Raw genomic sequence first — 22,503 nt, 5'->3', positions numbered from 1 at the left:
TTGAAAATAAGTCATGTGAAGAAGAATCTTAAACAGGCGGTTAGTGATAGTATGATAGATGGAATAGGCATCCATCATACCTACTATCATTGCTTGTGTTTATTGATATTCAATTGATAAAAGGAAATTAGTGATAGTATGACAGTTGTTTTTCAAAATAATCCTATAAAGAGATAAAGCAGGCCGATGAGGGCTATGCAAAATTTATTTCAGAGAAATTTAAACAGGCTCTAAGTGTTATTTAGTCTTATCGGATTCGCAATAAATTGAATCGGAACATATACTTTTGTTGTAAATATAAAAGGATATGAAAACGCGCCTCCGATTTAAGATAATAGCTGTGCTTATTTGCCTTTCGCTTGTCGGACTCTTGATTTCACAAGGATACTGGCTGAAAGGTTTATATGTGTCTAGTAAGAAAAGCACGTGGGATAATATAGAGGAAGCCATGCGGATGGCCGACTATATGGAACTGTTCCTGCGCCTGGACTCTCTAAGCAATAACAATTTTCACAGCCAGATAAATCCTCAATTCAGCTTTAGCCAAGACACGGCATGGGAAAAGAGGAAAGATTCCCTTTCAACAGATAATATGCCGATATCATCGCCGAATTCGACAATCCAATATATAGAAGCAGCCCAAACTCTAAATGAATATTTGCAGATTATCGGTACACTGGAAAGGAACGTGCAGATGCTCATGCATCAAAAGATAGACACGTTACTTCCCGTCAATTACGCACAATTCAATACACTATTAAAGAACGGATTAAAGAAACAGGGCATCACCGTCCCGTACCGCCTGCAGGTAATCCGGAAAGAAGCGAAAGACTCCGTATTATATGCCTATACGGATGCTTCCGAAAAAGAGGAATCCTGGAAAGACGCTGTCCACTTCACACATGTGATCGAACCGGAATATTATTACGAATTGGAACTCCAATCTCCTGACCGGGTTGTATTCCGGCAGATGGCAGGTATATTGATTTCATCTTTCCTGCTTTTTATGGTTATCCTGGTCGCTTTCGTTTATTTGCTCTACACAATACTGAGACTAAAGACGGTGGAAGAACTTAAAACGGATTTCACCAATAATATGACGCATGAGCTGAAAACCCCGATCTCCATTGCCTATGCCGCCAATGATGTATTGCTGAACTACAGCAGTACGACAAACGAGAAGCAAAAGAAATATCTGGATATCGTGCGGGAGCAATTGAATCATCTATCCGGTTTGGTCGAACAAATCCTCACTCTTTCCGTTGAGAACAGAAGTACTTTCCGCCTTCATCTCGAAACGATACAGGTTGCAGAGCTACTGACTCCGCTTATAGAACAGTTCAAGCTAAAAACAGATAAACCGATCGACATCACGACAGAAGTACCGGAGCATATGACCGTAACGGCCGACCGTACCCATCTGTATAACATGCTCAGCAACCTGATCGGGAATGCAATCAAGTATTCCGGAGAAAAGACCTGCCGCATTATCCTCAAAGGAACAGTATCGTCCCAGGAAATGGCTCTCTCGGTCACAGACGAAGGGATCGGTATTAGCGAAGCTAACCAAAAGAGGGTGTTCGATAAGTTCTACCGCGTGCCCAGCGGCAACCTGCATGACGTGAAAGGCTTCGGTCTAGGTTTGTACTACGTCAGCGACATGATGTCTAAACACAACGGGAGCGTAACGGTTAAAAGCCAGCTGGGGAAAGGTTCCACATTCACCCTTCATTTTAAAAATTAACGACAATGGATAAGATCAGAGTATTATTGGTAGAAGACGAGCCGACACTCGCCATGATTATAAAAGACACTTTGGACGGTGAAGAATTTGAAGTGATTCTCGCCGCAAACGGAGAAGAAGGATTGTCACGATATAGAGAAGCAAAGCCGGACATCATCGTCACAGACATCATGATGCCGAAAATCGACGGCTTCACGATGGTCCGGCACATCCGGAAAACGGATCGACAGATACCGGTTCTTTTTCTTTCCGCCCGTTCCGCAGCCAACGACGTGGTCGAAGGTTTCGAACTAGGGGGTAACGATTACCTGAAAAAACCGTTCGGCATGGCGGAACTTATTATCCGTATCAAGGCATTATTGAACAAAATAAGTGTCCGTAAGGAAGAAAGCAGCAACTTCACGCTCGGACAATATACATTCGATTCCATCACACAAACGCTCCAGTACTGCGGAGAAAAGCAATTGCTGAGCAACCGCGAATCCGAAATACTGAAACGCCTATGTGAAAACAAAGACCATGTGCTGCCCATGAAAGACGTCCTGTTGGAACTTTGGGGAGACGATTCGTTCTTCAATGCCCGCAGCCTGCACGTATTCATTACTAAGTTAAGACATAAACTGTCGAAAGACGAATCAATCAAAATACTGAACGTACGCGGGATCGGTTATAAGCTGATCATCGACTGATCTGCTTCAATGCCTGTGCCAACTGGTCCGGGCATGACGTTCCACGCTCGCGGCAATCAATGCCTTCCAGACGCCGGATAGCCTCGCCGATTTCCATTCCGACCAGCAGTCTGGACAAACCTTGTGTATTTCCTTGGCAACCACCAATGATCTGTACATTTTTAATCACGTTGTCCTCCGAGTCGACAATCATCATTTTAGAACATACCCCACCAGTCGGAGTATAAGTAACACGTTGTCTATTCATCCTTTTCTACTTCCATTATAATTCATGTAACGGGGCACAAAGATAGGAAAATTTAAGACAACTACCAATCCTTAAGTATTGACCTAATTTCACAAAAGAAATAAATTATTCAATATATATCGGGAAGCATAGTGCATTATCCGAAAAGAATGCTTTCCTTTGTACCAACAAACAATGAGAGATTATATCGATTTGATTTTTCACATGTATCTTCTCAATTACATATTGAGCATTTTCATCTCTGATAAATAACTTCCTTACATTCGATTATTGAATTATTAATTTTTTTATTTTTATATTTATGAACATGTATATTGGTAACCTTAGCTATAACGTTAGGGAAACGGATTTAAGAGATGTAATGGAAGAGTTTGGAACAGTTGATTCTGTAAAACTTATCATCGATCGCGATACAAGAAGGTCTAAAGGTTTTGCATTTGTCGAAATGCCGGAAGATTCCGAAGCACAAAACGCAATCAGAGATTTGAACGGAGCCACTTACGAAGGCCGTCAGATGGTTGTAAAAGAAGCACTTCCAAGAAATTAAATTCACAGAATTATAAAAGTTAAATCAAAAAGGATACCCGGAACCGGATATCCTTTTCTTGTTTATTCCATCTATCATTTTAAGTAATTCCTTTTTTCCTAAAAGATTTGTACCTAACTTTGCGAAAATAAATAACAACAGCATGACATACGAAGAGACGCTACACTATCTATATACCAGTATTCCCGTTTTTCAGAATGCCGGACCTTCAGCCTACAAACCCGGATTAGGAACCAGCATTGCACTGGACGATCACTTAGGCAATCCGCATAAAGCATACAAAACAATACACGTAGCCGGTACGAACGGGAAAGGCTCCGTCAGCCATCTCTTGGCCGCGATCCTGCGCCAATCGGGATATAAGGTCGGGCTTTACACCTCTCCGCACCTGGTCGACTTCCGCGAACGGATACGGGTAAACGGACAAAAGATACCGGAAGAATATGTCATCGACTTCGTAGAACGCCATCGTTCTTTCTTTGAGACTCTCGATCCTTCCTTCTTCGAACTGACTTCCAGCATGGCATTCGACTATTTCCGTGCCGAGAAGGTGGATTATGCCGTAATCGAAGTAGGCATGGGCGGCCGTCTGGACAGTACCAATATCATCACTCCCATCCTAAGTATCATTACGAACATCAGCCTGGATCATACCCAGTTCTTAGGAGATACGGTCGAAAAGATTGCCTTTGAGAAAGCCGGAATCATCAAAAAGGATGTCCCGGCGTTGGTCGGAGAAATAGACCGGCACAGTGTGGCACAAGTTTTTGCAGACGCAGCAGTCAAAGCCGGCACATTGGTTTATTTCGCTCAGGACGAAGGGCTGCTGAAAGAGTCATATCTGATGGATACAGGCGAATGGTATCTGGATTCTGCAGAATACGGACAGCTATTCGGTGAACTGGGTGGCGTCGTGCAGTTCAGGAATGCCACAACCGTATTGGGGGCCATTAATTTGCTGAATACAATAGGTGTAAACATTCCGACCGAAGCAGTACGGGAAGGTTTCGAACATGTGGTCGAATTGACAGGGCTGATGGGGCGTTGGCAGGTTTTGCAGGAGAATCCGAAAGTCGTATGCGACACTGGGCACAACGTCGGAGGATGGCAATATCTGAACATCCAACTGGAAGAAGAACTGAAGCGGCATAAGCACCTCTTTATGATCGTCGGCATGGTCAACGACAAAGATATCGACGGCGTGTTGGACCTGATGCCGGAAAAAGCCTTTTACTTCTTCACGCAAGCATCCGTGCAACGGGCAATGCCTGCGGAAGATTTTGCAACAAAAGCAATCTTCCACGGTTTATCGGGCACAATCTGCGATTCCGTGCAGGAAGCCGTGGAAAAAGCATTGGCGCGAGCCGGACAAGACGACATCATCTTTATTGGCGGAAGCACTTTCGTCGTGGCGGACGCCCTACCCTTGTTCTTGAAAAGAGACAAATAACATAATTCAAAAACAAATATCATGACAGAACAAATTCAGAGAAAACTGAGCGAATCGAAGACGGCAAGATGGTCCGTACTGGCGCTCGTCGCATTCACAATGCTCTGCGGATACTTCATCACGGACATGATGGCTCCGCTACAGGACTTACTACAAACCCCCGTCGAAGGCGGCGGACTGGGATGGACAGCCAATGAATACGGTAAATTCACCAGTGCTTACGGTTGGTTCAATGTATTTTTCCTGATGCTGATCTTCGGAGGTATGATCCTGGACAAGATGGGCGTACGCTTCACTGGTTTGATGGCGACCAGCATCATGCTTATCGGCGTTTTCATCAAATGGTTCGGTATATCACACAACTTTGACGGTGCAACCGTTACCGTTTTCGGTTCGGAGTACGGATATCCATTGGTAATTGCGTCATTAGGATATGCTTTGTTCGGCGTAGGCGTTGAGATCGCTGGTATCACCGTTTCCAAGATCATTGTAAAATGGTTCAAAGGCAAGGAAATGGCCCTGGCAATGGGGTTGGAAATGGCTTGTGCCCGTATCGGTACGGGGTTAGCTATTGGTGTTACGCCTTTGTTGAGCCGCGCATTCGGCAATTCCATCAGCATGCCGATCTTCATCGGCCTGATTCTGCTTTGTATCGGTCTGTTATCCTTCATCGTATTCGTAATCATGGACAAGAAACGTGATGCAGAAGATGCAGCCGGTGCTACCGGAGAAGAAGAAGCAGAAGAGCCGTTCCGTTTCGGTGATATCTTGGATATTATTACATTAAAAGGCTTCTGGTATATGGCACTCCTTTGCGTACTGTTCTATTCAGCCGTCTTCCCCTTCTTGAAATATGCCCCGAACCTGATGATTAACAAATTCGGTATTGATCCCGAATGGTCCGGTGTTATTCCGGCTTTGCTGCCATTCGGCAATATTCTCTTAACTCCGTTCTTCGGAAACTTGTACGACCGTAAGGGAAAAGGAGCCACTATCATGATTATCGGTTCCATTATGCTGATATTTATCCACTTCACATTCTCCATTCCGATGCTGGACAACTGGCTGGTCGCTCTGATACTGATCCTGCTGTTGGGCATCGCATTTTCACTGGTTCCTTCCGCCATGTGGCCTTCCGTTCCAAAGATCATCCCGGAAAACAAATTGGGAACAGCCTATGCGCTGATATTCTGGGTACAGAACTGGGGATTGATGGGAGTTCCGTATATAATCGGTATCGTTTTGGATCAATATTGTATTTCCGGAGAGATCAACGGTAAACCGACCTACGACTATACGATCCCGATGTTGATCTTCACTGGTTTCGGAGTCCTGGCACTCGTAATCTCCCTGTTGCTGAAACGTGAAGACCGTATCAAAGGATACGGACTCGAACTCCCTAACATTCAGAAAGATGCAGACAAAGTGTTGGCTGAAGAAATGATTGGCGAAGGGCAGAGATAAGGATAAATCCTTATCTAAAAGATTATAAGGAAGGTGTTTTGGAACACCTTCCTTTTTTATTACCGGATTACGATTTTATACGTACCCTCTCCGATCTTCACAAGATACATACCTTTACTCAAATGTATCTGCGTACTTCCTGCGGATACATCCTGTTGCTCGTACAGAAGTCCGGAAAGCGTATAGACGCTGATGGTTTCCGCTTTCGGGAGATAGATATGCAGGGTAGAACCGATAGCTTGAACCTTTGTCTCTCCTTCAATCGTTGCATTGCCCGTCGGATCGTCTTTTATGATGCCTTCGATCGTTATTTCCGTATCTTCCTCTATATTCCGGATGATGTATTTGCCATCGCTTTCACGAGGTTCCACAACTATGCCGTTGGCTTTTACTACTGGCTGTGAACTTTCGTAACCTTCATGAAGCGTCAGGGCAAAGCTGAACGAATAGCCTTCCTCGACGGTCCGTGTACCGGCTTTCGGATTGGTGGTGACACCTTCCACTTCGGGGAGGGTAACGGTATAGTAAGTCGGGGCAGGCGGAACATACGTACTTTTAAAGGTAGCCTTGAAGGTCACTTCATTTTCAGGCATCACATAGGTTCCGTTGTTTGCCAATACCACAGTCAGTCCATCTTTGGGAATGGCAGTGATTGTTTCCAACCGATAGCCATTTGCCGGGATTGCCTGGACTGCCAATACCGTCTTATCGGCTACTTTGTCGTTAGACTTGACTTCGATATCTCCGGCTTTTACCGTAAAGGTATGGCCGTTGCCCGGATCGACGACCGTAACCAGGTAGGTCTTTTGTAAATCCTGTCCTCCATCGGTTTTGGCTTCCGCACCCTCTTTCACGACAACAGTCCCTTCATTACTCAGGCCGGAAGTGGTAAGAGTAGTGCCTGTCTCGGACACAATGACCGCACCATTGCCGACTTGAATCCCTTTATCGCTACTTCCATTCGTATTGGTCGATGTGATCGTTGTCGATGCACCTGTAATGGTCAGGATTCCGTCGTTCCGGATAGCGTATTGGTCGGCATTTCCTGTCTTTACTTCCAAGTTGCCGCTAAAAGAGACGTTCGCTCCGTTCTCGATTGTCAGAGCCGGAGCTGCGGTCGATGTCGAGTTGATCTTTGCGCTCTCGAAGATCAAAACACCCTGTGAGGTGTTATCGATCAACATGCGTTTACCATCGGCAAGGGTGTTCTTGATTGTACCGTTGAAAGAGGTTGCTGCCGTAGCGTTTTTTGTAATGGCGGCTTCCGTATATTTCCAATCATCACCATCCTTCGAGATCGTGACATCATTGCTCCGCTGGGACAAATCCAACGGTTGGACTTCTGTTTCCACCGTTATATCAGCATCAGCGGACAAGGTCAGTTTTTCACCGCTCGTTATCGTTTGACCGTTATTTTTGAGAATGGCAGTAATACCCGCATCCGCGGGAGCGACAGTAACGGTCAACTGGGTATTCTCCGGAGCCTGGTCGCCATCTTCCAGCTTGACATCTTGCTCTTTAAACTTATCCCATATGACAGACAAAGTTCCGAGTTTCCGGTCCGGTTCCGTGATGTTTACCGTATAAAGGGTTTCGCCATCCTTTTTCAGACGATAGGTTTTTCCGGCTTTGTAGACAGGGGCAGTAATGACACTGCCAGCTTCCATCTTTACATATTTGGCGAATGTAGTGGTTTTGGGAAGATTGCTTGCAATTACCAACGGTGTGTTAGCCGAGAAATCCTCCCTGATTTTGTGAAGCAGGATTCCGGTCCCGACCAATTTGCCATTCTCGCTTATGTTTACCGGATGTGCGGGATCAAGACTAAAACCATGCAAAAGGAACATTCCGTTCTCTATGGCCTGAGGTTCTTTAAAGTTGACAACCGAATTATTGAGGACGATATCTGTAAAACCCTCAATCATAGGAGTTACATATGGAGTGCTTTCATTCCCTACTCCATCAAACGTCAACGTACAGCTTTCGTAGACATTCTCTGAAACAGAAGCTCTGTTCCCAGACTGAAGGCCAGCCGTGACCGTACCTCCTTTTATGACGATATTCATACTTCCTGCAACAACGCCATCCAAAGCACCTGCAATTTGATCATTTATCGCTCCTAAGATCTGTGTTTCTCCATCATTGAACGTGACAGTCACATCACCTCCGATATGGGCTGGATTATAAGGGCTTTCCACATACCCGCTACCATATATATGATTGTATTTTCCTGTATTTATCGTAACTTGGGTATTCCCTGTCACATCCGCATACAAACCTCCTCCAAAAACCGAAACTTCTCCATTCGTCAACCCAGACACATGTACTTCCGTTTTTCCGACTTTGCCGAGATTCGCATCCCTGCTATCGCCTTGCCCACATTTTTTCCCAAATCCCCCTCCGTAAATCGTACCGGAAAAATTGCCTCCGGTCACGATCACTTTAGAAAGTCCTGTTACCTGCCCAGTAAAACAACCTCCATATATGCCATACGCAAAAGTTCCACCGGAAACATTTACTTCCGTATTTCCACAAGTACCGGAATCACTACCTCCAAATATATTTTCAGTAATGGCAGCCGTATTGGAAATAGTCAGTTTGGAAATGCCGGTCACATTCCCTTTTTCACCCCCTCCATAAATCCAGCAGGTAGTACCTCCCGACATAACGACTTCCGTATTGCCACATGCACCTTCATACCCCCCTCCGAAAATAGATCCGTTAACCGTTCCGCCACTCATTGTTATTTTAGCAGTTCCAATGACTGCTCCGGTAGAACCGCTACCGCCACATATCCAGCCGAACTGGCCACTTTTGATCGTAATATCGGAACTTGCCACATCACTCGATGAATCTGTTCCTCCCCAGATATTCCGAATACCGGCAATATCATTTCCTCCAGAAGTATATTTACTCACAACAGTAACTCCTTCGTCAAACGTTAACACATGCCCGTTCGCAGCTATCTGCCATACCTGAAGCGTAATGTTCTTAAACGTCAATGGAGCCAACATTTGCAATCTCGTAAGATAGCTATCTTCATTAATGTAGGCGAAATTGATCAAAGACGTACTCCCACTAATCGTACACGCTTTAGATGGCATTATCTTTGCATCCATTACATGATTCAACAATACGATATCGAACGAAGTCTCTGTCGCATTTGAATTGATCGCCGCAACAGCATTAGCCCAAGTATCGTATTCCGTACCATTTACCGAAACAGCATTACCTCCGCTTTTAGTCATACGGGGCATTACCGGCTTTTGTGACGACACAACACTGGTTGAAGAGCTGTTCCTTCTCTCCATCGGGATTTGTGCCCCAGCTCCCTGGCTTCCTGCCAGACATAAAAAAGACAGCATCAATATCGTCACACGCGCTGTCAAACTCTTTAAGTACCTATTTTTCATATGCTATAATTATTATGTAGTTTATAAATACGTGTTACTTGTTTTATTACGGCCATCGTATAAAAAGGGGAACATCAGAGTTCGCCCGGCCTTTCTTCATCCTCACCTACCCTCAGTTTATAAGGGAAGCGATTACGGCGTACCTCTTTAAGGACGGTTTTACTAACGAGGTGAGTTGCGAGTTGACCTTTGCGGTCACGACATCTGTAACGGCAGTGATTGTGGGTAGATTTTCCTCCTTTGCAGGATCAAAAGTGGCTCCCGGCCCGATAAACGGCCCGTCGACTCCGAGGGAGTTGTTCATAAAGCCTAATTCCACGGTAGAACCAGAGTACATCTCTTCTTTCGCCGTCTCTTCTAGATCGTTGCACATGCTCTCATACTCGGCAGCAGTGTACTTGCTCCCTTTGGCTGCCCTTATCCGGCAAAGGTCTTTGATAGAGTGGTTTGCGACATAGGTTACATTGCATGTGAAGTCATCCTCACGTTCGGTCAGTACGTTGGCTACCAATTTGCCTGTGATACTGCGCTTTTTAGGTCCGTTTACCATGATATTTTAATTTAATTAGTTCGTTATGAACTAAGTCGATCACTAAAAATCAAGACCTGATATGTCTCTTGAAATCGGCTACAATAAAGGGAAAGACGATAAAATACCAGCGGTTAGTCACCCTTGTTTATACCCTAACCGGAGATTCTAAGTATAATTTAATCCGTCCACAGGCAAAATAAACACAGAAAATCCCTGATAAATAACAACTATATATAAGCTGTTACAGGATATTTAGTATCTTTGCCAACAGTATGACCGTAGTTCATAACGAACTAAGTCAGTATTCCCCTCTTCTGCAAACTTGTCAGATTCACATTCTATCAACCATAATTTGCCACAGTTACCACTTGATTTGTATGGAAAAGTTTGTATTAATACTTACATTTGCCAATCATTAAAAAAGAAACGTATGATCAGTTTTCCTAATGCCAAAATAAATCTGGGGCTGAATGTTGTTAGCAAACGTCCCGATGGCTACCATAATATCGAAACTATCTTCTATCCGATCCCGGTGAAAGATGCGCTGGAAATAGTCAGAGCCGATACATTCTCTTTCACACAAACGGGAATACCGATAGATGCTCCAATAGAAAAAAACTTGGTTGTCAAAGCACTGAATCTGCTGAAGTCACAGTACGAAATCCCGGAACTGGAAGTCCATCTACTGAAAGCTATTCCCTTCGGAGCCGGACTTGGCGGAGGCTCGGCCGATGCTGCCTTTATGCTGAAGTTGCTGAACGACTATTGCGGACTTCATATCCTGGAAGACAGCTTGGAAGAACTTGCCTTCTCCATAGGAGCGGATTGTCCGTTCTTTATCCGCAATACGCCGGTATTCGCATCCGGCACGGGAAATATCTTCGAAACGGTGGAATTGTCGCTGGCAGACTACCATCTCTGTCTAGTCAAGCCGGATGTCGCCGTCTCGACACCGGAAGCCTATTCGATGGTGACGCCCGCAGCTCCGGCTATCTCTTTGAAAGAAATCATCCGGAGACCTGTCGGAGAATGGAAAGAATTGATGGTAAACGATTTTGAAAAAAGCGTATTCCCGAAACATCCAGTCATTGGGAGCCGTCTATGCATCTATGTCCGGCTCCGGCTCTTCCGTGTTCGGACTGTTCAAAGAGGCGACAGACCTCAAAGGCTTGTTTGCCGATTGTTTTGTCTGGGAGGGACAACTGCCATGAACAAGGTAGCGGACTTCTTCGACACCCTTGCCGACCGGTGGGACGAGCTTTGCTACCATGATCCGGAAAAGCTGAACGACATCCTGCGACGGACCGGCCTGCGGAAAGGACTCCGTATATTGGACATAGGATGCGGGACAGGCGTATTGGAAAGTTATCTCCTGCCCTATTCCCCCTTACAAATCGTGGGAGTGGATATCTCTCCGGGGATGATCGAAAAGGCACGAAGCAAATACGCGACACCTATCGTCGACTTCCGTTGCCAGGACGTACGGGACATACGGGGAGAATCTTTCGACTATATCATCGCCTACAGTGTTTTCCCCCATTTCCAGGAACCAGAGAAACTGATCTCCCATTTAGCCGGACTACTGCCGGTTGGCGGCAAACTGGTGGTCTGCCACAGCGAAAGCCGCGACAGGATCAACGGACACCATGACAAGCATGCCGGAAAACTCTCGGAAGGATTGCCTCCCGTGGAAGAATTGGCACGCATGTTATCCCCTTTCTTCACTGTCAACACGATGGAAGACAGTGACCGACTCTATATGATTAGCGCCACCCGCAAACAGACATTCTAAATATACATGATACATGAATCAGAAGATTAAACTTATCCCGTTACTCCTCTTTTCGTCTTTCGCCACACAAGCGGCAAAAGACGTTAAAGTGATGCAGTACCTCCATGCCGGGCCGATTACGGTCAACAAACCGATCCTGACAGACAGCTTGAACGTCGATGGCAAACCTTTCGAAGCGAAAAACCTGGTCAAGTCGACTATCCCGTTCGGCCGTGCCCTCGGCAATGCAGCCGTTATCGACGCGGATACCGCCGGACTGATTACCGTCCCGACGCCCGAAAAAGGATATGCCTTGCATCTCTATTCGTTCTACCTAAACAGCGACCGTTACACGAAAGGTTCGCTGGAGGTTTCCGGGGCGGGTACATTCGAAGTGTTCGTCAACAATAAACCGGTCGGCGCCACTTCCGAGTTGGCTTTGGAACCGCACCGTTATGAAGTGGTAATCAAATATCTGACAGCCGACACCGATACCTGTCCGTCCACGCTGACAGCCAAATTTAAGAGCGAAGAGGAAGCAAAGGTCATAGCCTCCCTCGATCCTGAAAAGCGGTACACGCCACGCGATATCCTGGAAGGAACGCAATTCCGGGGAACGAGCGTTTCACCTGATGGAAAATATGTATTGGTAAAATATTACACCCGTATGGAAGGTGGGAAAAGCGAACAATACGCCCAATTGCGGGATGCTGCGACCGGACGGATTTTATTGCAGGACAAAGGGTTTATCTTAACTGCCGACTGGATGCCGACGAGCAGCAAGATGTATTTCACCCGTACCGGAATGAACGGGAAAGAGTTGGTAACCGTTGACCCGGCTACCATGCAGGAGGAAATCTTGGCGGAAAATCTGCCGGAAGGCAGCTTCAGCTTTACTCCGGATGAAAAGACATTGCTCTATACCATCCAGGAAGAGGGACCTAAAGACGGACCGGATATGCTCCGTATTCTGGAACCGAACGATCGTCTGCCGGGGTTCCGCAACCGTTACTTGATCTGGCGCTACGATCTTCAAACCGGTTTATACGAGCAGTTGACATACGGGCATAACAATACCTTTATCAATGATGTCAGTGCCGACAGCCGTTACCTGCTGTTCAGTACCAATGAGCAGGATTACACTTCACTGCCCCACTCCAGCAATTCCATGTATAAGTTGGATTTGCAGAGCATGGCGGTCGACACCTTATGGGAAAGAGCCAAATACATCAATGGGGCGACCTTCTCACCGGACGGCAAGCGGTTGATGGTATTCGGTTCCGGCAATGCCTTCGACAATATCGGCCTGAACATCAAAGAGGGGCAGATATCCAACACCTACGACGGACAGCTTTTCCTGTACGATCCGGCAACGCGGAAAGCGAAAGCGCTTACCAAAGACTTCAACCCGAACGTCACAAGTGCACAATGGAACAAATTCGACGGACAGATCTATATGTTGACGGAAGACCAGGATTACCAGCGTGTCTATACCTGCAATCCGGCCAACGGGAAAATCCGCCGCCTCGACCTGCCGGAAGACGTCATTTACAATTACTCGCTAGCCGAAGCCGCTCCGGTCATGTATTACTACGGACAGAGCGTATCCAACGCCAACCGCCTGTACAGCTACAACACCAAGAGTAAGAAGACACAACTGATCTACGACTTGTCGGCTGACAAACTGAAAGACATCCAATTCGGAGAAGTGCACGACTGGAATTTCACCTCTACCGACGGGACCATCATTCAAGGGCGCTATTATCTCCCGCCCAACTTCGACGCATCCCGGAAATATCCGATGATCGTCTATTATTATGGCGGAACCTCTCCCACTAACCGTGCGTTGGAATTCAGCTACTCCATGCACATGTATGCAGCCCTCGGCTATGTGGTCTACACTCTGAACCCAAGCGGCACGACCGGCTTCGGACAAGAGTTCGCCGCCCGTCACGTAAACGCCTGGGGAGACAAGACCGCCGATGAAATCATCCAGGGAACAGAACAGTTCTGCAAAGAACATTCGTTCGTCAACCCTAAGAAAATCGGTTGCGCCGGTGCCAGCTATGGCGGTTTCATGACACAATACCTGCAAACAAAGACCGACCTGTTTGCAGCCGCTGTCAGTCATGCGGGCATCAGTGCCTTGAGTAGCTATTGGGGTGAAGGTTACTGGGGATATGGATATTGCTCGGTTGCCAATACAGGCACTTATCCGTGGAATAATCCGGAGTTCTATACCAAACATAGTCCGTTATTCAATGCCGACAAGATAAAAACACCTCTCCTCTTGCTTCACGGAAATGCAGACACGAACGTGCCCGTCGGGGAAAGCATCCAGATGTTCCTGGCTCTGAAACTACTTGGAAAAACAGTCGAGTTCGTACAGGTAGACGGAGAGGATCACGGCGTTGCGGATTATAAGAAACGTCTCGAATGGCAGAACACCATCTTTGCCTGGTTCGCCAAATACCTGAAAGACGAACCGCAATGGTGGGATGCGCTTTATCCGGAAAGGCATTTATAAAACAGAATGAGATGAAGCAAGTTATCGATTTAGACAATTGGAACAGAAAAGAGCATTTCGCTTTCTTTTCTGCATTCGACGACCCTTTTTTCGGGGTTACAACTCTTGTGGATTTTACTGATGTCTACAGACAAAGTAAAGAACAGAATGTTTCTTTTTTCCTTTATTCCCTTCATTTCTTACTGAAGTGTGTAAACGAAACCGATGCATTCAAATTACGAATAGAAAAAGACTCGGTAGTCCGTTATGATACGATCCATATCTCTCCGACTATTGGGCGTGAAGACGGGACTTTCGGTTTCGGCTTTTTTGAATACGATCCGGATATCGATCTGTTTATCCAAAAAGCAACACAGGAAATAGAAAGGGTTAAGAACGGAACAGGATTGTCTTTTTCCAAAAATACAGGTAGACAAGATGTTATTCGCTATTCGGCATTACCTTGGTTCGCTTTTTCCGAAATGAAGCATGCCACATCTTTTAAGAACGGAGATTCCGTTCCGCGTATTTCTACAGGGAAATTGATGCAGGAGGATAGCAAATACTTGTTGCCCATTTCGGTCTGTGCACATCATGGACTTATGGACGGACGAAACGTTGCTGAACTTATCCGGAAATTATCGGATAATCAAACTGCACTGTAATCAATAAAAAAGAGTATGCCAAAGGAGGAATGGAAAATCCTTTCGGCATACTCTTTTAATAAATATCTATAACCTGATAACCTAAATCTTTTTACCTATCCCTTCATTTAATATTCGGATTCAATGCGTGCCACTCGGAGATCGGAGGCAAAACACCCATTGCGATCACTTCGTCGCGCAATGCGCAAAGATGTTCGTAGCTCTTTTCCAAAGCAGCTTCTTCTTCCGGAGTTCCTTTTACTTCTTTCAATGCTACGCCGTCTTTTGTAATGGAAGTTTCCCACGCCATCATGATATGGTCGAACTTGCCATTGGAGACATAAGCGCCGGCAGGCCAGCGGAACGGTTTACCGCCCATAGCGGCAGCAATCATCTCGATGGAAACATAAGACGGGCTTTGGAAAGAAGAACGGCCGCGCAAAGCAATGATATTGGCGCCACCTTTCGTCACCTTCGTCTGGATTTCAGCCCACTGGTCTTTAGTCAAGGCATCCGTGCCGATCATGCCAGCCAACGGTTTGCCTTCCACTTTCGCAGTAGAAGCATAAACAGCCATTTGTTCGCCATGGCCGCCGTACGTACGGCAGTTCTCTACAACATCCATAGATACGCCGAAATGTTTAGCCAGTTCGCTACGCAGGCGGGTAGAGTCCAAAGCAGCCAAAGTCGTCACCTGCGAAGGTTTCAAACCTGAATACAACAGTGTGATCAAACCGGTGATATCGGCCGGATTGAAAATAACTACGATATGCTTGACATCCGGACAATAAGCCTTTACGTTCTTACCGAATTCTTCGGCGATAGCGGCATTTCCTTTCAGCAAGTCTTCACGGGTCATTCCTGCCTTACGGGCAGCCCCACCGGAGTTTACGATATATTTAGCACCAGTCAACGCTTCTTTGGTATCGGAAGTAAAAGTGATATTAACACCTTCGAAACCGCAATGGAACAACTCTTCAGCCACCCCTTCCAAACCAGGAGCGTACGGGTCATACAAACAAATATTAGAAGTAAGTCCCATCATGATGGCTGTCTGAGCCATATTCGAACCAATCATACCTGCTGCCCCTACGATCGTGAGCTTTTCGTCTGTCAATGTTTTCATATTGTATTGTTTTTTAATGATATGTTTTCTATTAAAACATTTCCGGCTACTATAAAGTTCGCTTGCAAACTTTATTTTTCCTTTTATTTGCAAAGGTAAAAGATTTCCATACCCCTTGTACATCATTAATTCCTATCACCCATAAGCAAAAGTTATAACTTGAGCCCGTCATGACAGACAGAATATAATTTGTATCTTTGCAGTCATGAGAACATTCAGACCGGAGGCATGGCTGCCTACAACAAAGAAAGAAGTTGAAGCCCGCGAATGGGACTATATAGATGTGATACTTTTCAGCGGTGACGCATATGTGGACCATCCTTCATTCGGAGCCGCCGTCATCGGGCGGACACTCGAAGCGATGGGACTGCGTGTAGCAATCGTTCCGCAACCGGACTGGCGTGGAGACTACCGGGATTTCAAGAAGTTAGGAGCCCCTCGCCTGTTCTTCGGAGTTTCTGCCGGAGCGATGGATTCGATGATCAATCACTATACGGCCAACAAACGCCTACGCAGTGACGACGCTTATACTCCGGACCGTCGTGCCGGCATGCGCCCGGATTATCCCAGCATCGTTTACACGAAGATACTGAAAGAAATCTACCCGGATGTTCCCGTCGTATTAGGAGGTATAGAGGCTTCCCTGCGCCGAGTCACGCATTACGATTACTGGCAGGATAAGCTGCTCCCCGGAATCTTGAAAGACAGCCCGGCGGATTTACTGATATACGGCATGGGAGAACTTCCCCTGAAAGAACTGGTCAGTCGGTTACAAGCCGGAACTCCCTTCCATGAGATTAAAGATATACGGCAGACCGCCTATTTAACTGATACGGTAGAGCCGCTACCTGACGATATCAATCTCTTTTCCCATGAAGAATGTCTGCGCGACAAGCTAAAACAGGCCAAGAACTTCAAACATATAGAGGAAGAATCCAACAAGCAGCAGGCTTCCCGCATCCTGCAAAAGGTAGGCAAACAGACGATAGTCGTCAATCCTCCTTTCCCGCCTATGACGGAAGAAGAGATAGATGCGTCATTCGACCTGCCCTACACCCGCCTGCCCCATCCTAAATACAAAGGGAAGACGATACCGGCTTTCGAGATGATCAAGTTCTCGGTAAACATCCACCGGGGATGTTTTGGGGGCTGTGCTTTCTGTACGATCTCGGCGCATCAGGGAAAGTTTATCGCCTCACGAAGTAAAGAGTCCATATTGAAAGAAGTTAAGGAGATCACCCAAATGCCGGACTTCAAAGGATATCTGAGTGACCTGGGCGGCCCTTCGGCCAATATGTACCGGATGAAAGGGAAGAATCCTGATATCTGCGCCCAGTGCAAGAAACCTTCTTGCATCTCCCCTGTCATCTGCAAAAACCTGAATGCAGATCATACGCCGTTGTTAGATATATACAAAGAAGTGGACAGCATGCCGGAAATCAAACGTTCGTTTATCGGTAGCGGCATTCGCTATGACCTGCTCTTGCACCGGTATGCGGATGACAATCTGAACAAGGCAGCCCATACCTATATGGAGGAACTGATAGCTCGCCATGTCTCCGGCCGTCTCAAAGTCGCACCCGAACATACGGAAGACAATGTCCTGAAGATGATGCGCAAACCTTCATTCGAGCTTTTCGGGCAATTCAAAAAGATATTCGACCGTGTAAACAAACAACACGGATTGAACCAGCAATTAATCCCTTATTTCATATCCAGCCACCCCGGTTGTACCGAGGCGGATATGGCAAACTTGGCTATCCAGACCAAGAAGCTGCATTTCCAACTCGAACAGGTACAGGATTTTACACCTACCCCCATGACACTGGCAACGGAGATGTACTACACAGGGTATCATCCCTATACATTGGAAAAGGTATATACGGCTCATACGAAAGAACAAAAACTGGCACAACGTCAGTTCTTTTTCTGGTATAAACCGGAGTTCCGCCGCCAAATCACACAAGCATTGCAGAAGATAGGAAAGAAAGACTTGATCGGAAAGCTATTCGGAAAGTAATTTCACTTCTTTGAGCGAAGAGGAACAAAAAAATTGCGTGACCGATACAAGTTCACGAAATACATTTAACAAAAGTTGTCTTTGATTACGAATATAACTGTCTTTGAAATCAAAAGCAGTTATATTCGTAATCAAAGACAATTGTTTTATTCCTTTACGGCAATCACTTCGATTTCCACCAGGCCATTCTTCGGCAATGTCTTGACTGCGACAGCAGCCTTCGAACTGAGAAGCATATACTTCGTTCATAGCAGCGAAATCACTCATATCGGCCAGGAATACGGTTGTCTTTACGACATCGTTGATGCTAAGGCCGGCTTCTTCCAGAATTGCATGTACATTCTTGAATGCCTGTACGGTCTGTTCTTTCACTCCTCCTTCTGCGAAATTGCCTGTTGCGGGGTCAAGCCCCAACTGACCGGAAGCAAACAGCATATTTCCTACTTGCACAGCCTGACTGTACGGACCGATAGCGGCAGGTGCATTTTTTGTTGCGATAACTTTCTTCATTGTTTCTTTATTTTAATAACGTTATTGTGCTTGTTCATTCATCCGCTGGCGAACCACTTCATAGATCAGGATGGAAGAGGCGACCGATACGTTCAGCGAACCGATCGTACCGAACTGCGGAATCTTCACCATGCTGTCGCAGATACGAAGATTATCCATCGAAACTCCCGTATCTTCGGCTCCCATCACGATCGCCACAGGTCCGTCATATTTAATAGCCGTATAATTCTCAAAAGCTTTTTCACTGGCTGCATAGACTTTTACTCCGGACGCCTGTAAAAAACGGATGGCCTCCGTAATGCTTTTTTCCTTGCAGACAGGCAATACATGGAGCGCACCGGCCGAGGTCTTAATCGCATCGGCATTCACCGTTACGCTTCCCCTTGAAGGAATCACGATCGCATCCACACCCGCACATTCGCAGGTACGGGCAATCGCACCGAAGTTACGGACATCCGTAACCCCATCCAACAACACGATAAACGGATTCTTTCCCTGTTCATACACAAACGGAATAATATTCTCCAGCCGCTCGTATGTGATAGCCGGGATAAAAGCTATTACTCCCTGATGATTCTTACGTGTCAAACGGTCGAGACGTTCGGCAGGCACACGCTGTACAGGTATATCACGTCCTTTCAGAACTTCAAACAATTCACGAGACAAGTCTCCCTGCAGTTCACGTTTCACCAATATTTTATCAATCTCCTTATCGGCCTGGATTGCCTCGATCACGGCACGGATGCCGAACACCATTTCGTTTTCTTTCATTATTCTATATCTTTTCCGTTTTCATCACCGGACTATTTCGATTTTTCCCGGCTTTATGCGGACAAAGATACAAAAGATTTACGCTTTTATTATATACTCTCGTATATATTAGCTATTGCTTTTCAGCTTATGCCGTGACGATGAATAAGCCCGGATCAAGAATAAAATACCGGTAATAATCAAAGCAGATGAAAGTCCGGTATAAAATACCGAAATAAAAGAGTTAGGAAGCAATTGGAAATGACGGATCGTAACACCGAAAGTAATCATAAAGATCATCACGATCCAGCCTTTCACATCAAAAAATGAAAAAGGACAGTTCTTTTCCCCTTTCTGGGAAATCCGCTCGGAATGTTTAACAAACAAACGGCGAAAGACAAACTGGAAGAAAAGCAGAAAAACAACAATTGCCTCTCCGACTTTAAACAGCCAGTAATGGGCATCGTTCAACCACGTGATGATGCCGATCCTTAAGATATTGATGCCAGCTATGATCCAAACGAATCCGGCTATCAAAAGCAGGGTGCGTCGGTTTACTCTAAATTCCATTATCAGATACTTTTCTCTATGCTCCGCCTGTCACTCGTACGTTGGCGGCTATTCGTACGATCCTTGTCAGACCGTTTGTCCCTATCGTAATGCCTGTCTTTATCCCGATCCGGACGTTTCTTGTCAAATTTGTCCTTATCGTGCTTATTCTTGTGATGATCGGAACCGGGACGGCCTCCCTGATGGCTCGGACGATCGTATTTGCCGGGCTTCCACTGCCCATTGTCATGATGTGGACGGCCATTGTTATGATGTGGTTGAGGACGATCATATTTACCGGGATACCATTTGCCGTCATCGAAACGGTCAAACCATCTATTGTTCGTATATTCCCATTGGCAATGCCAATAATGATCTTCATAACGATGGCATGCATTGGACGGACGGTAGTGCGGATAATGCGGATTATTGTACCAACCTCTCCAGTCATGGATGCGTGTCGGTGCCTCACGGACGAAACGCACATACAAACGAAACTGCGAAGGCGAAAGGATACGCTGTAATTTCCGGTCCCGTTCCATACGCAACTTATATATCTTCCGGGCAGACTGATCCCAATAGCGATAATGCTTGCGTGCTTCACGCTCGATCTTCTCTCCGTACCGATGAATGATCTTATGATACTCGGCAGCTTGACGGTTCGTCATGCGGATTGCCTGTTCCATCCAGAGGCAGTTCTGGCAATGAGGTTCATTCCATCCGAAACTGATCCAAAATTGTGCATGTCCCTGCAAGCTGCAAAAAAGGATCGCTATTAATAGAATACTCAATTTCTTCATGTCTCTCAATTTTAAATTAGCACTTACATTCTGTTGCTATTATGACCGGATCGCGATGAAAAGGTTTAAATCTTTGATTTCAACAGCTCTTTCGCATTTGCAATAGAAGCACTGGTCAACGAAGCACCGCTCAGCATACGCGCAATCTCTTTTACACGCTCTTCTTTATTCATTTTCCTGATACGGGTTACGGTCCTTTCATCCGTATCCTCCTTATAAACAAAATAATGGTCTTTCCCTTTTGCTGCGATCTGGGGGAGATGGGTAATGGCAAAAACCTGCATCTTCGTACCTAGTTCCTGCATGATATCCCCCATTTTATCGGCTATATCCCCGGAAACCCCCGTATCCACTTCATCAAAGATAATGGCAGGCAACGCCGTAAATCCGGCAATCATCGCCTTGATACATAACATCAGGCGGGAGATTTCGCCTCCGGATGCCGTCTGGGCCACCGGTTGCAGTTCCGCACTCTTATTGGCGGAAAACATAAACCGGATTTCATCCATTCCATCGCTTTCCGGTTCCTGTTTAGGTACGAAATCGATCGCAAATCGCGTATTCGGCATTCCTAACGGGACAACCATTTCTACCAATTGGGAAGCGATGGCTTTCGAGGCGATCTTACGCTGCTCGCTCAATACGGCTGCCTGTTGAAGCAGTTCCTGGTGAGAGACTTCCAACTGCTTTTTCAACGATTCGATCTGTTCATCAAAAGAATCGATCTCTTTCAGCTGCTTATTATATTTATCCAGCAACTCCATCAGCTCTTCGACTTTGGAAACCCGGTGTTTCTGTTCCAAGGTGTATAACGTATTAAGACGTTCGTTCACCCAATCCAAGCGCTCGGGATTAAATTCTATGTCCTCCTTCAGGACTTCCGTTTCGGAAGCCAGGTCGTTCATATCGATATAGGCAGAACGCAGACGCTCGGCTATTTCTTTCGCTTTCGGATAATAACGTTCCAGACTGTCTGCGGTGGAAAGGGCCTCTTTTATCAGTTGGACAGCTCCTTGTTCCTCCCCGTCCAGCAATCGGGTTATCTTATAAAGAGAACCTTTTATCTCTTCGGCATGGGAAAGGGTTTCCAGCTCCTGTTCCAGTTCTTCCTGTTCACCGGCAACCAAACCGGCATCGGTCAACTGTTCCAACTGAAAACGTACATAGTCTTCTTCCTGCTTGGTCTGGAGAGCCTTTTCGGTCAGTTCTTTCAGTTCCTTTCTCAGAGACAGGTATCGGCTGTATTCCTTCCGATAAAGAATCAGCAGAATATCGTTTTCGGCCATTACATCGATTACTTTCAGCTGAAACCGGTTATCTCCCAACAAAAGATTCTGGTGCTGCGAATGGATATCGATCAGCCGGCTTCCCAGTTCCTTCACTACAGAAAGCGGGACAGGCGAATCGTTTACGAAAGCACGGGATTTACCTGATGCAAACAATTCCCGGCGAAGAATGCAAATCTCCGCATCATACTCCAAGTCATTCGTAAGAAAAAATTCTTCCAATTTATATCGGGAGACATCAAAGACTGCTTCTATCACACACTTTTCAGAACCGTTCTTAATGCTCTTTCCATCCGCACGCTGTCCCAAGACCAGGGATAGGGCCCCCAATATAATAGACTTTCCTGCACCCGTCTCGCCGGTTATCACAGAAAAACCTTTATCAAACTTAATGTCCAAGCTGTCTATCAGAACAAAGTTACGTATAAATAAAGACTTCAGCATAGCTATTCCAG

The 22,503-nt window shown here is 46.0% G+C and carries 17 protein-coding genes and 2 pseudogenes; 10 read left to right on the top strand and 9 right to left on the bottom strand.

Features of this window, described 5'->3' with window-relative positions; all coding sequences use genetic code 11:
- Nucleotides 1-307: 307 nt before the first annotated feature.
- A complete protein-coding gene (locus tag BHV83_RS05505) occupies nucleotides 308-1,744 on the top strand; it encodes a sensor histidine kinase (RefSeq protein ID WP_270758394.1) in 1,437 nt (478 codons plus the stop codon).
- Between the two features lie 5 nt (nucleotides 1,745-1,749).
- Nucleotides 1,750-2,433, top strand: coding sequence for a response regulator transcription factor (locus BHV83_RS05500; protein WP_005638078.1), 684 nt, complete (start codon nucleotides 1,750-1,752; stop codon nucleotides 2,431-2,433).
- Here BHV83_RS05500 and BHV83_RS05495 read toward each other — a convergent pair.
- Entirely contained in the window at nucleotides 2,423-2,680 is a 258-nt protein-coding gene (locus tag BHV83_RS05495) for a TIGR03905 family TSCPD domain-containing protein (RefSeq protein WP_005648949.1), read from the bottom strand. The two genes, BHV83_RS05500 and BHV83_RS05495, sit on opposite strands and share 11 nt — an antisense overlap.
- A 301-nt stretch (nucleotides 2,681-2,981) precedes the next feature.
- On the opposite strand from BHV83_RS05495, the gene rbp reads away from it, so the two are divergent.
- The 3 genes from rbp to BHV83_RS05480 all read left to right on the top strand — a co-directional run bounded on the left by rbp (nucleotide 2,982) and on the right by BHV83_RS05480 (nucleotide 6,141).
- Entirely contained in the window at nucleotides 2,982-3,227 is a 246-nt protein-coding gene (gene rbp, locus BHV83_RS05490; RefSeq protein ID WP_119216047.1) for an RNA-binding regulator, read from the top strand.
- Between the two features lie 142 nt (nucleotides 3,228-3,369).
- The gene (locus tag BHV83_RS05485; protein WP_122115743.1) at nucleotides 3,370-4,677 is read left to right on the top strand and encodes a bifunctional folylpolyglutamate synthase/dihydrofolate synthase; all 1,308 of its coding nucleotides are present in this window, start codon (nucleotides 3,370-3,372) and stop codon (nucleotides 4,675-4,677) included.
- A gap of 21 nt (nucleotides 4,678-4,698) precedes the next feature.
- Nucleotides 4,699-6,141 carry an MFS transporter gene (locus BHV83_RS05480; protein ID WP_122204999.1) on the top strand — a complete coding sequence of 481 codons (1,443 nt, stop codon included), beginning with the start codon at nucleotides 4,699-4,701 and terminating at the stop codon, nucleotides 6,139-6,141.
- A gap of 59 nt (nucleotides 6,142-6,200) precedes the next feature.
- On the opposite strand, the gene BHV83_RS05475 is transcribed toward BHV83_RS05480, so the two are convergent.
- Together BHV83_RS05475 and BHV83_RS05470 are read right to left on the bottom strand one after the other, a co-directional pair.
- Nucleotides 6,201-9,554 carry a T9SS type A sorting domain-containing protein gene (locus BHV83_RS05475; RefSeq protein ID WP_286756718.1) on the bottom strand — a complete coding sequence of 1,118 codons (3,354 nt, stop codon included), beginning with the start codon at nucleotides 9,552-9,554 and terminating at the stop codon, nucleotides 6,201-6,203.
- 112 nt (nucleotides 9,555-9,666) lie between these two features.
- The gene (locus BHV83_RS05470) at nucleotides 9,667-10,104 is read right to left on the bottom strand and encodes a DNA-binding domain-containing protein (protein ID WP_122205570.1); all 438 of its coding nucleotides are present in this window, start codon (nucleotides 10,102-10,104) and stop codon (nucleotides 9,667-9,669) included.
- A gap of 412 nt (nucleotides 10,105-10,516) precedes the next feature.
- Between BHV83_RS05470 and ispE the strand changes: the two are divergent.
- The 4 genes and pseudogenes from ispE (at nucleotide 10,517) to BHV83_RS05450 (ending at nucleotide 15,028) form a co-directional block, all read left to right on the top strand.
- A pseudogene (gene ispE, locus BHV83_RS05465) lies at nucleotides 10,517-11,297 on the top strand (4-(cytidine 5'-diphospho)-2-C-methyl-D-erythritol kinase).
- Nucleotides 11,294-11,878, top strand: a complete 585-nt coding sequence (locus BHV83_RS05460) for a class I SAM-dependent DNA methyltransferase (RefSeq protein ID WP_122205002.1) — start codon at nucleotides 11,294-11,296, stop codon at nucleotides 11,876-11,878. The pseudogene ispE and the gene BHV83_RS05460 overlap by 4 nt, the downstream one beginning before the upstream one ends.
- Before the next feature lie 13 nt (nucleotides 11,879-11,891).
- On the top strand, nucleotides 11,892-14,384 hold the full coding sequence (locus BHV83_RS05455; protein ID WP_122205003.1) for a S9 family peptidase: 2,493 nt from the start codon (nucleotides 11,892-11,894) through the stop codon (nucleotides 14,382-14,384).
- 11 nt (nucleotides 14,385-14,395) lie between these two features.
- On the top strand, nucleotides 14,396-15,028 hold the full coding sequence (locus BHV83_RS05450; RefSeq protein ID WP_122205016.1) for a chloramphenicol acetyltransferase: 633 nt from the start codon (nucleotides 14,396-14,398) through the stop codon (nucleotides 15,026-15,028).
- Between the two features lie 103 nt (nucleotides 15,029-15,131).
- On the opposite strand, the gene BHV83_RS05445 is transcribed toward BHV83_RS05450, so the two are convergent.
- Nucleotides 15,132-16,133 (bottom strand): malate dehydrogenase, encoded by a 1,002-nt coding sequence (locus tag BHV83_RS05445; RefSeq protein ID WP_122205004.1) that lies wholly within the window; start codon nucleotides 16,131-16,133, stop codon nucleotides 15,132-15,134.
- 205 nt (nucleotides 16,134-16,338) lie between these two features.
- Here BHV83_RS05445 and BHV83_RS05440 point away from each other — a divergent pair, with 205 nt between their 5' ends.
- A complete protein-coding gene (locus BHV83_RS05440; protein ID WP_122205005.1) occupies nucleotides 16,339-18,153 on the top strand; it encodes a YgiQ family radical SAM protein in 1,815 nt (604 codons plus the stop codon).
- 146 nt (nucleotides 18,154-18,299) lie between these two features.
- Here the strand turns inward: BHV83_RS05440 and BHV83_RS05435 are convergent.
- From BHV83_RS05435 to recN, 5 genes and pseudogenes are all read right to left on the bottom strand, one after another.
- A pseudogene (locus BHV83_RS05435) lies at nucleotides 18,300-18,663 on the bottom strand (RidA family protein).
- 21 nt (nucleotides 18,664-18,684) lie between these two features.
- The gene (gene rlmB, locus BHV83_RS05430) at nucleotides 18,685-19,434 is read right to left on the bottom strand and encodes a 23S rRNA (guanosine(2251)-2'-O)-methyltransferase RlmB (protein ID WP_022322679.1); all 750 of its coding nucleotides are present in this window, start codon (nucleotides 19,432-19,434) and stop codon (nucleotides 18,685-18,687) included.
- A 108-nt stretch (nucleotides 19,435-19,542) separates the two neighbouring features.
- Nucleotides 19,543-19,983 carry a hypothetical protein gene (locus BHV83_RS05425; RefSeq protein ID WP_122205572.1) on the bottom strand — a complete coding sequence of 147 codons (441 nt, stop codon included), beginning with the start codon at nucleotides 19,981-19,983 and terminating at the stop codon, nucleotides 19,543-19,545.
- A gap of 2 nt (nucleotides 19,984-19,985) precedes the next feature.
- Nucleotides 19,986-20,762: a hypothetical protein gene (locus BHV83_RS05420; protein ID WP_005638104.1), complete on the bottom strand. Its 777-nt coding sequence runs from the start codon at nucleotides 20,760-20,762 to the stop codon at nucleotides 19,986-19,988.
- Nucleotides 20,763-20,827: 65 nt separating this feature from the next.
- On the bottom strand, nucleotides 20,828-22,492 hold the full coding sequence (recN, locus tag BHV83_RS05415) for a DNA repair protein RecN (RefSeq protein WP_122205573.1): 1,665 nt from the start codon (nucleotides 22,490-22,492) through the stop codon (nucleotides 20,828-20,830).
- Nucleotides 22,493-22,503: the final 11 nt, after the last annotated feature.

This window comes from Parabacteroides sp. merdae-related_45_40 (genome assembly GCF_001915675.1).
The sequence above is the reverse complement of the archived record's forward strand: the minus strand, read 5'-3'. Positions and strand labels throughout refer to the sequence as shown.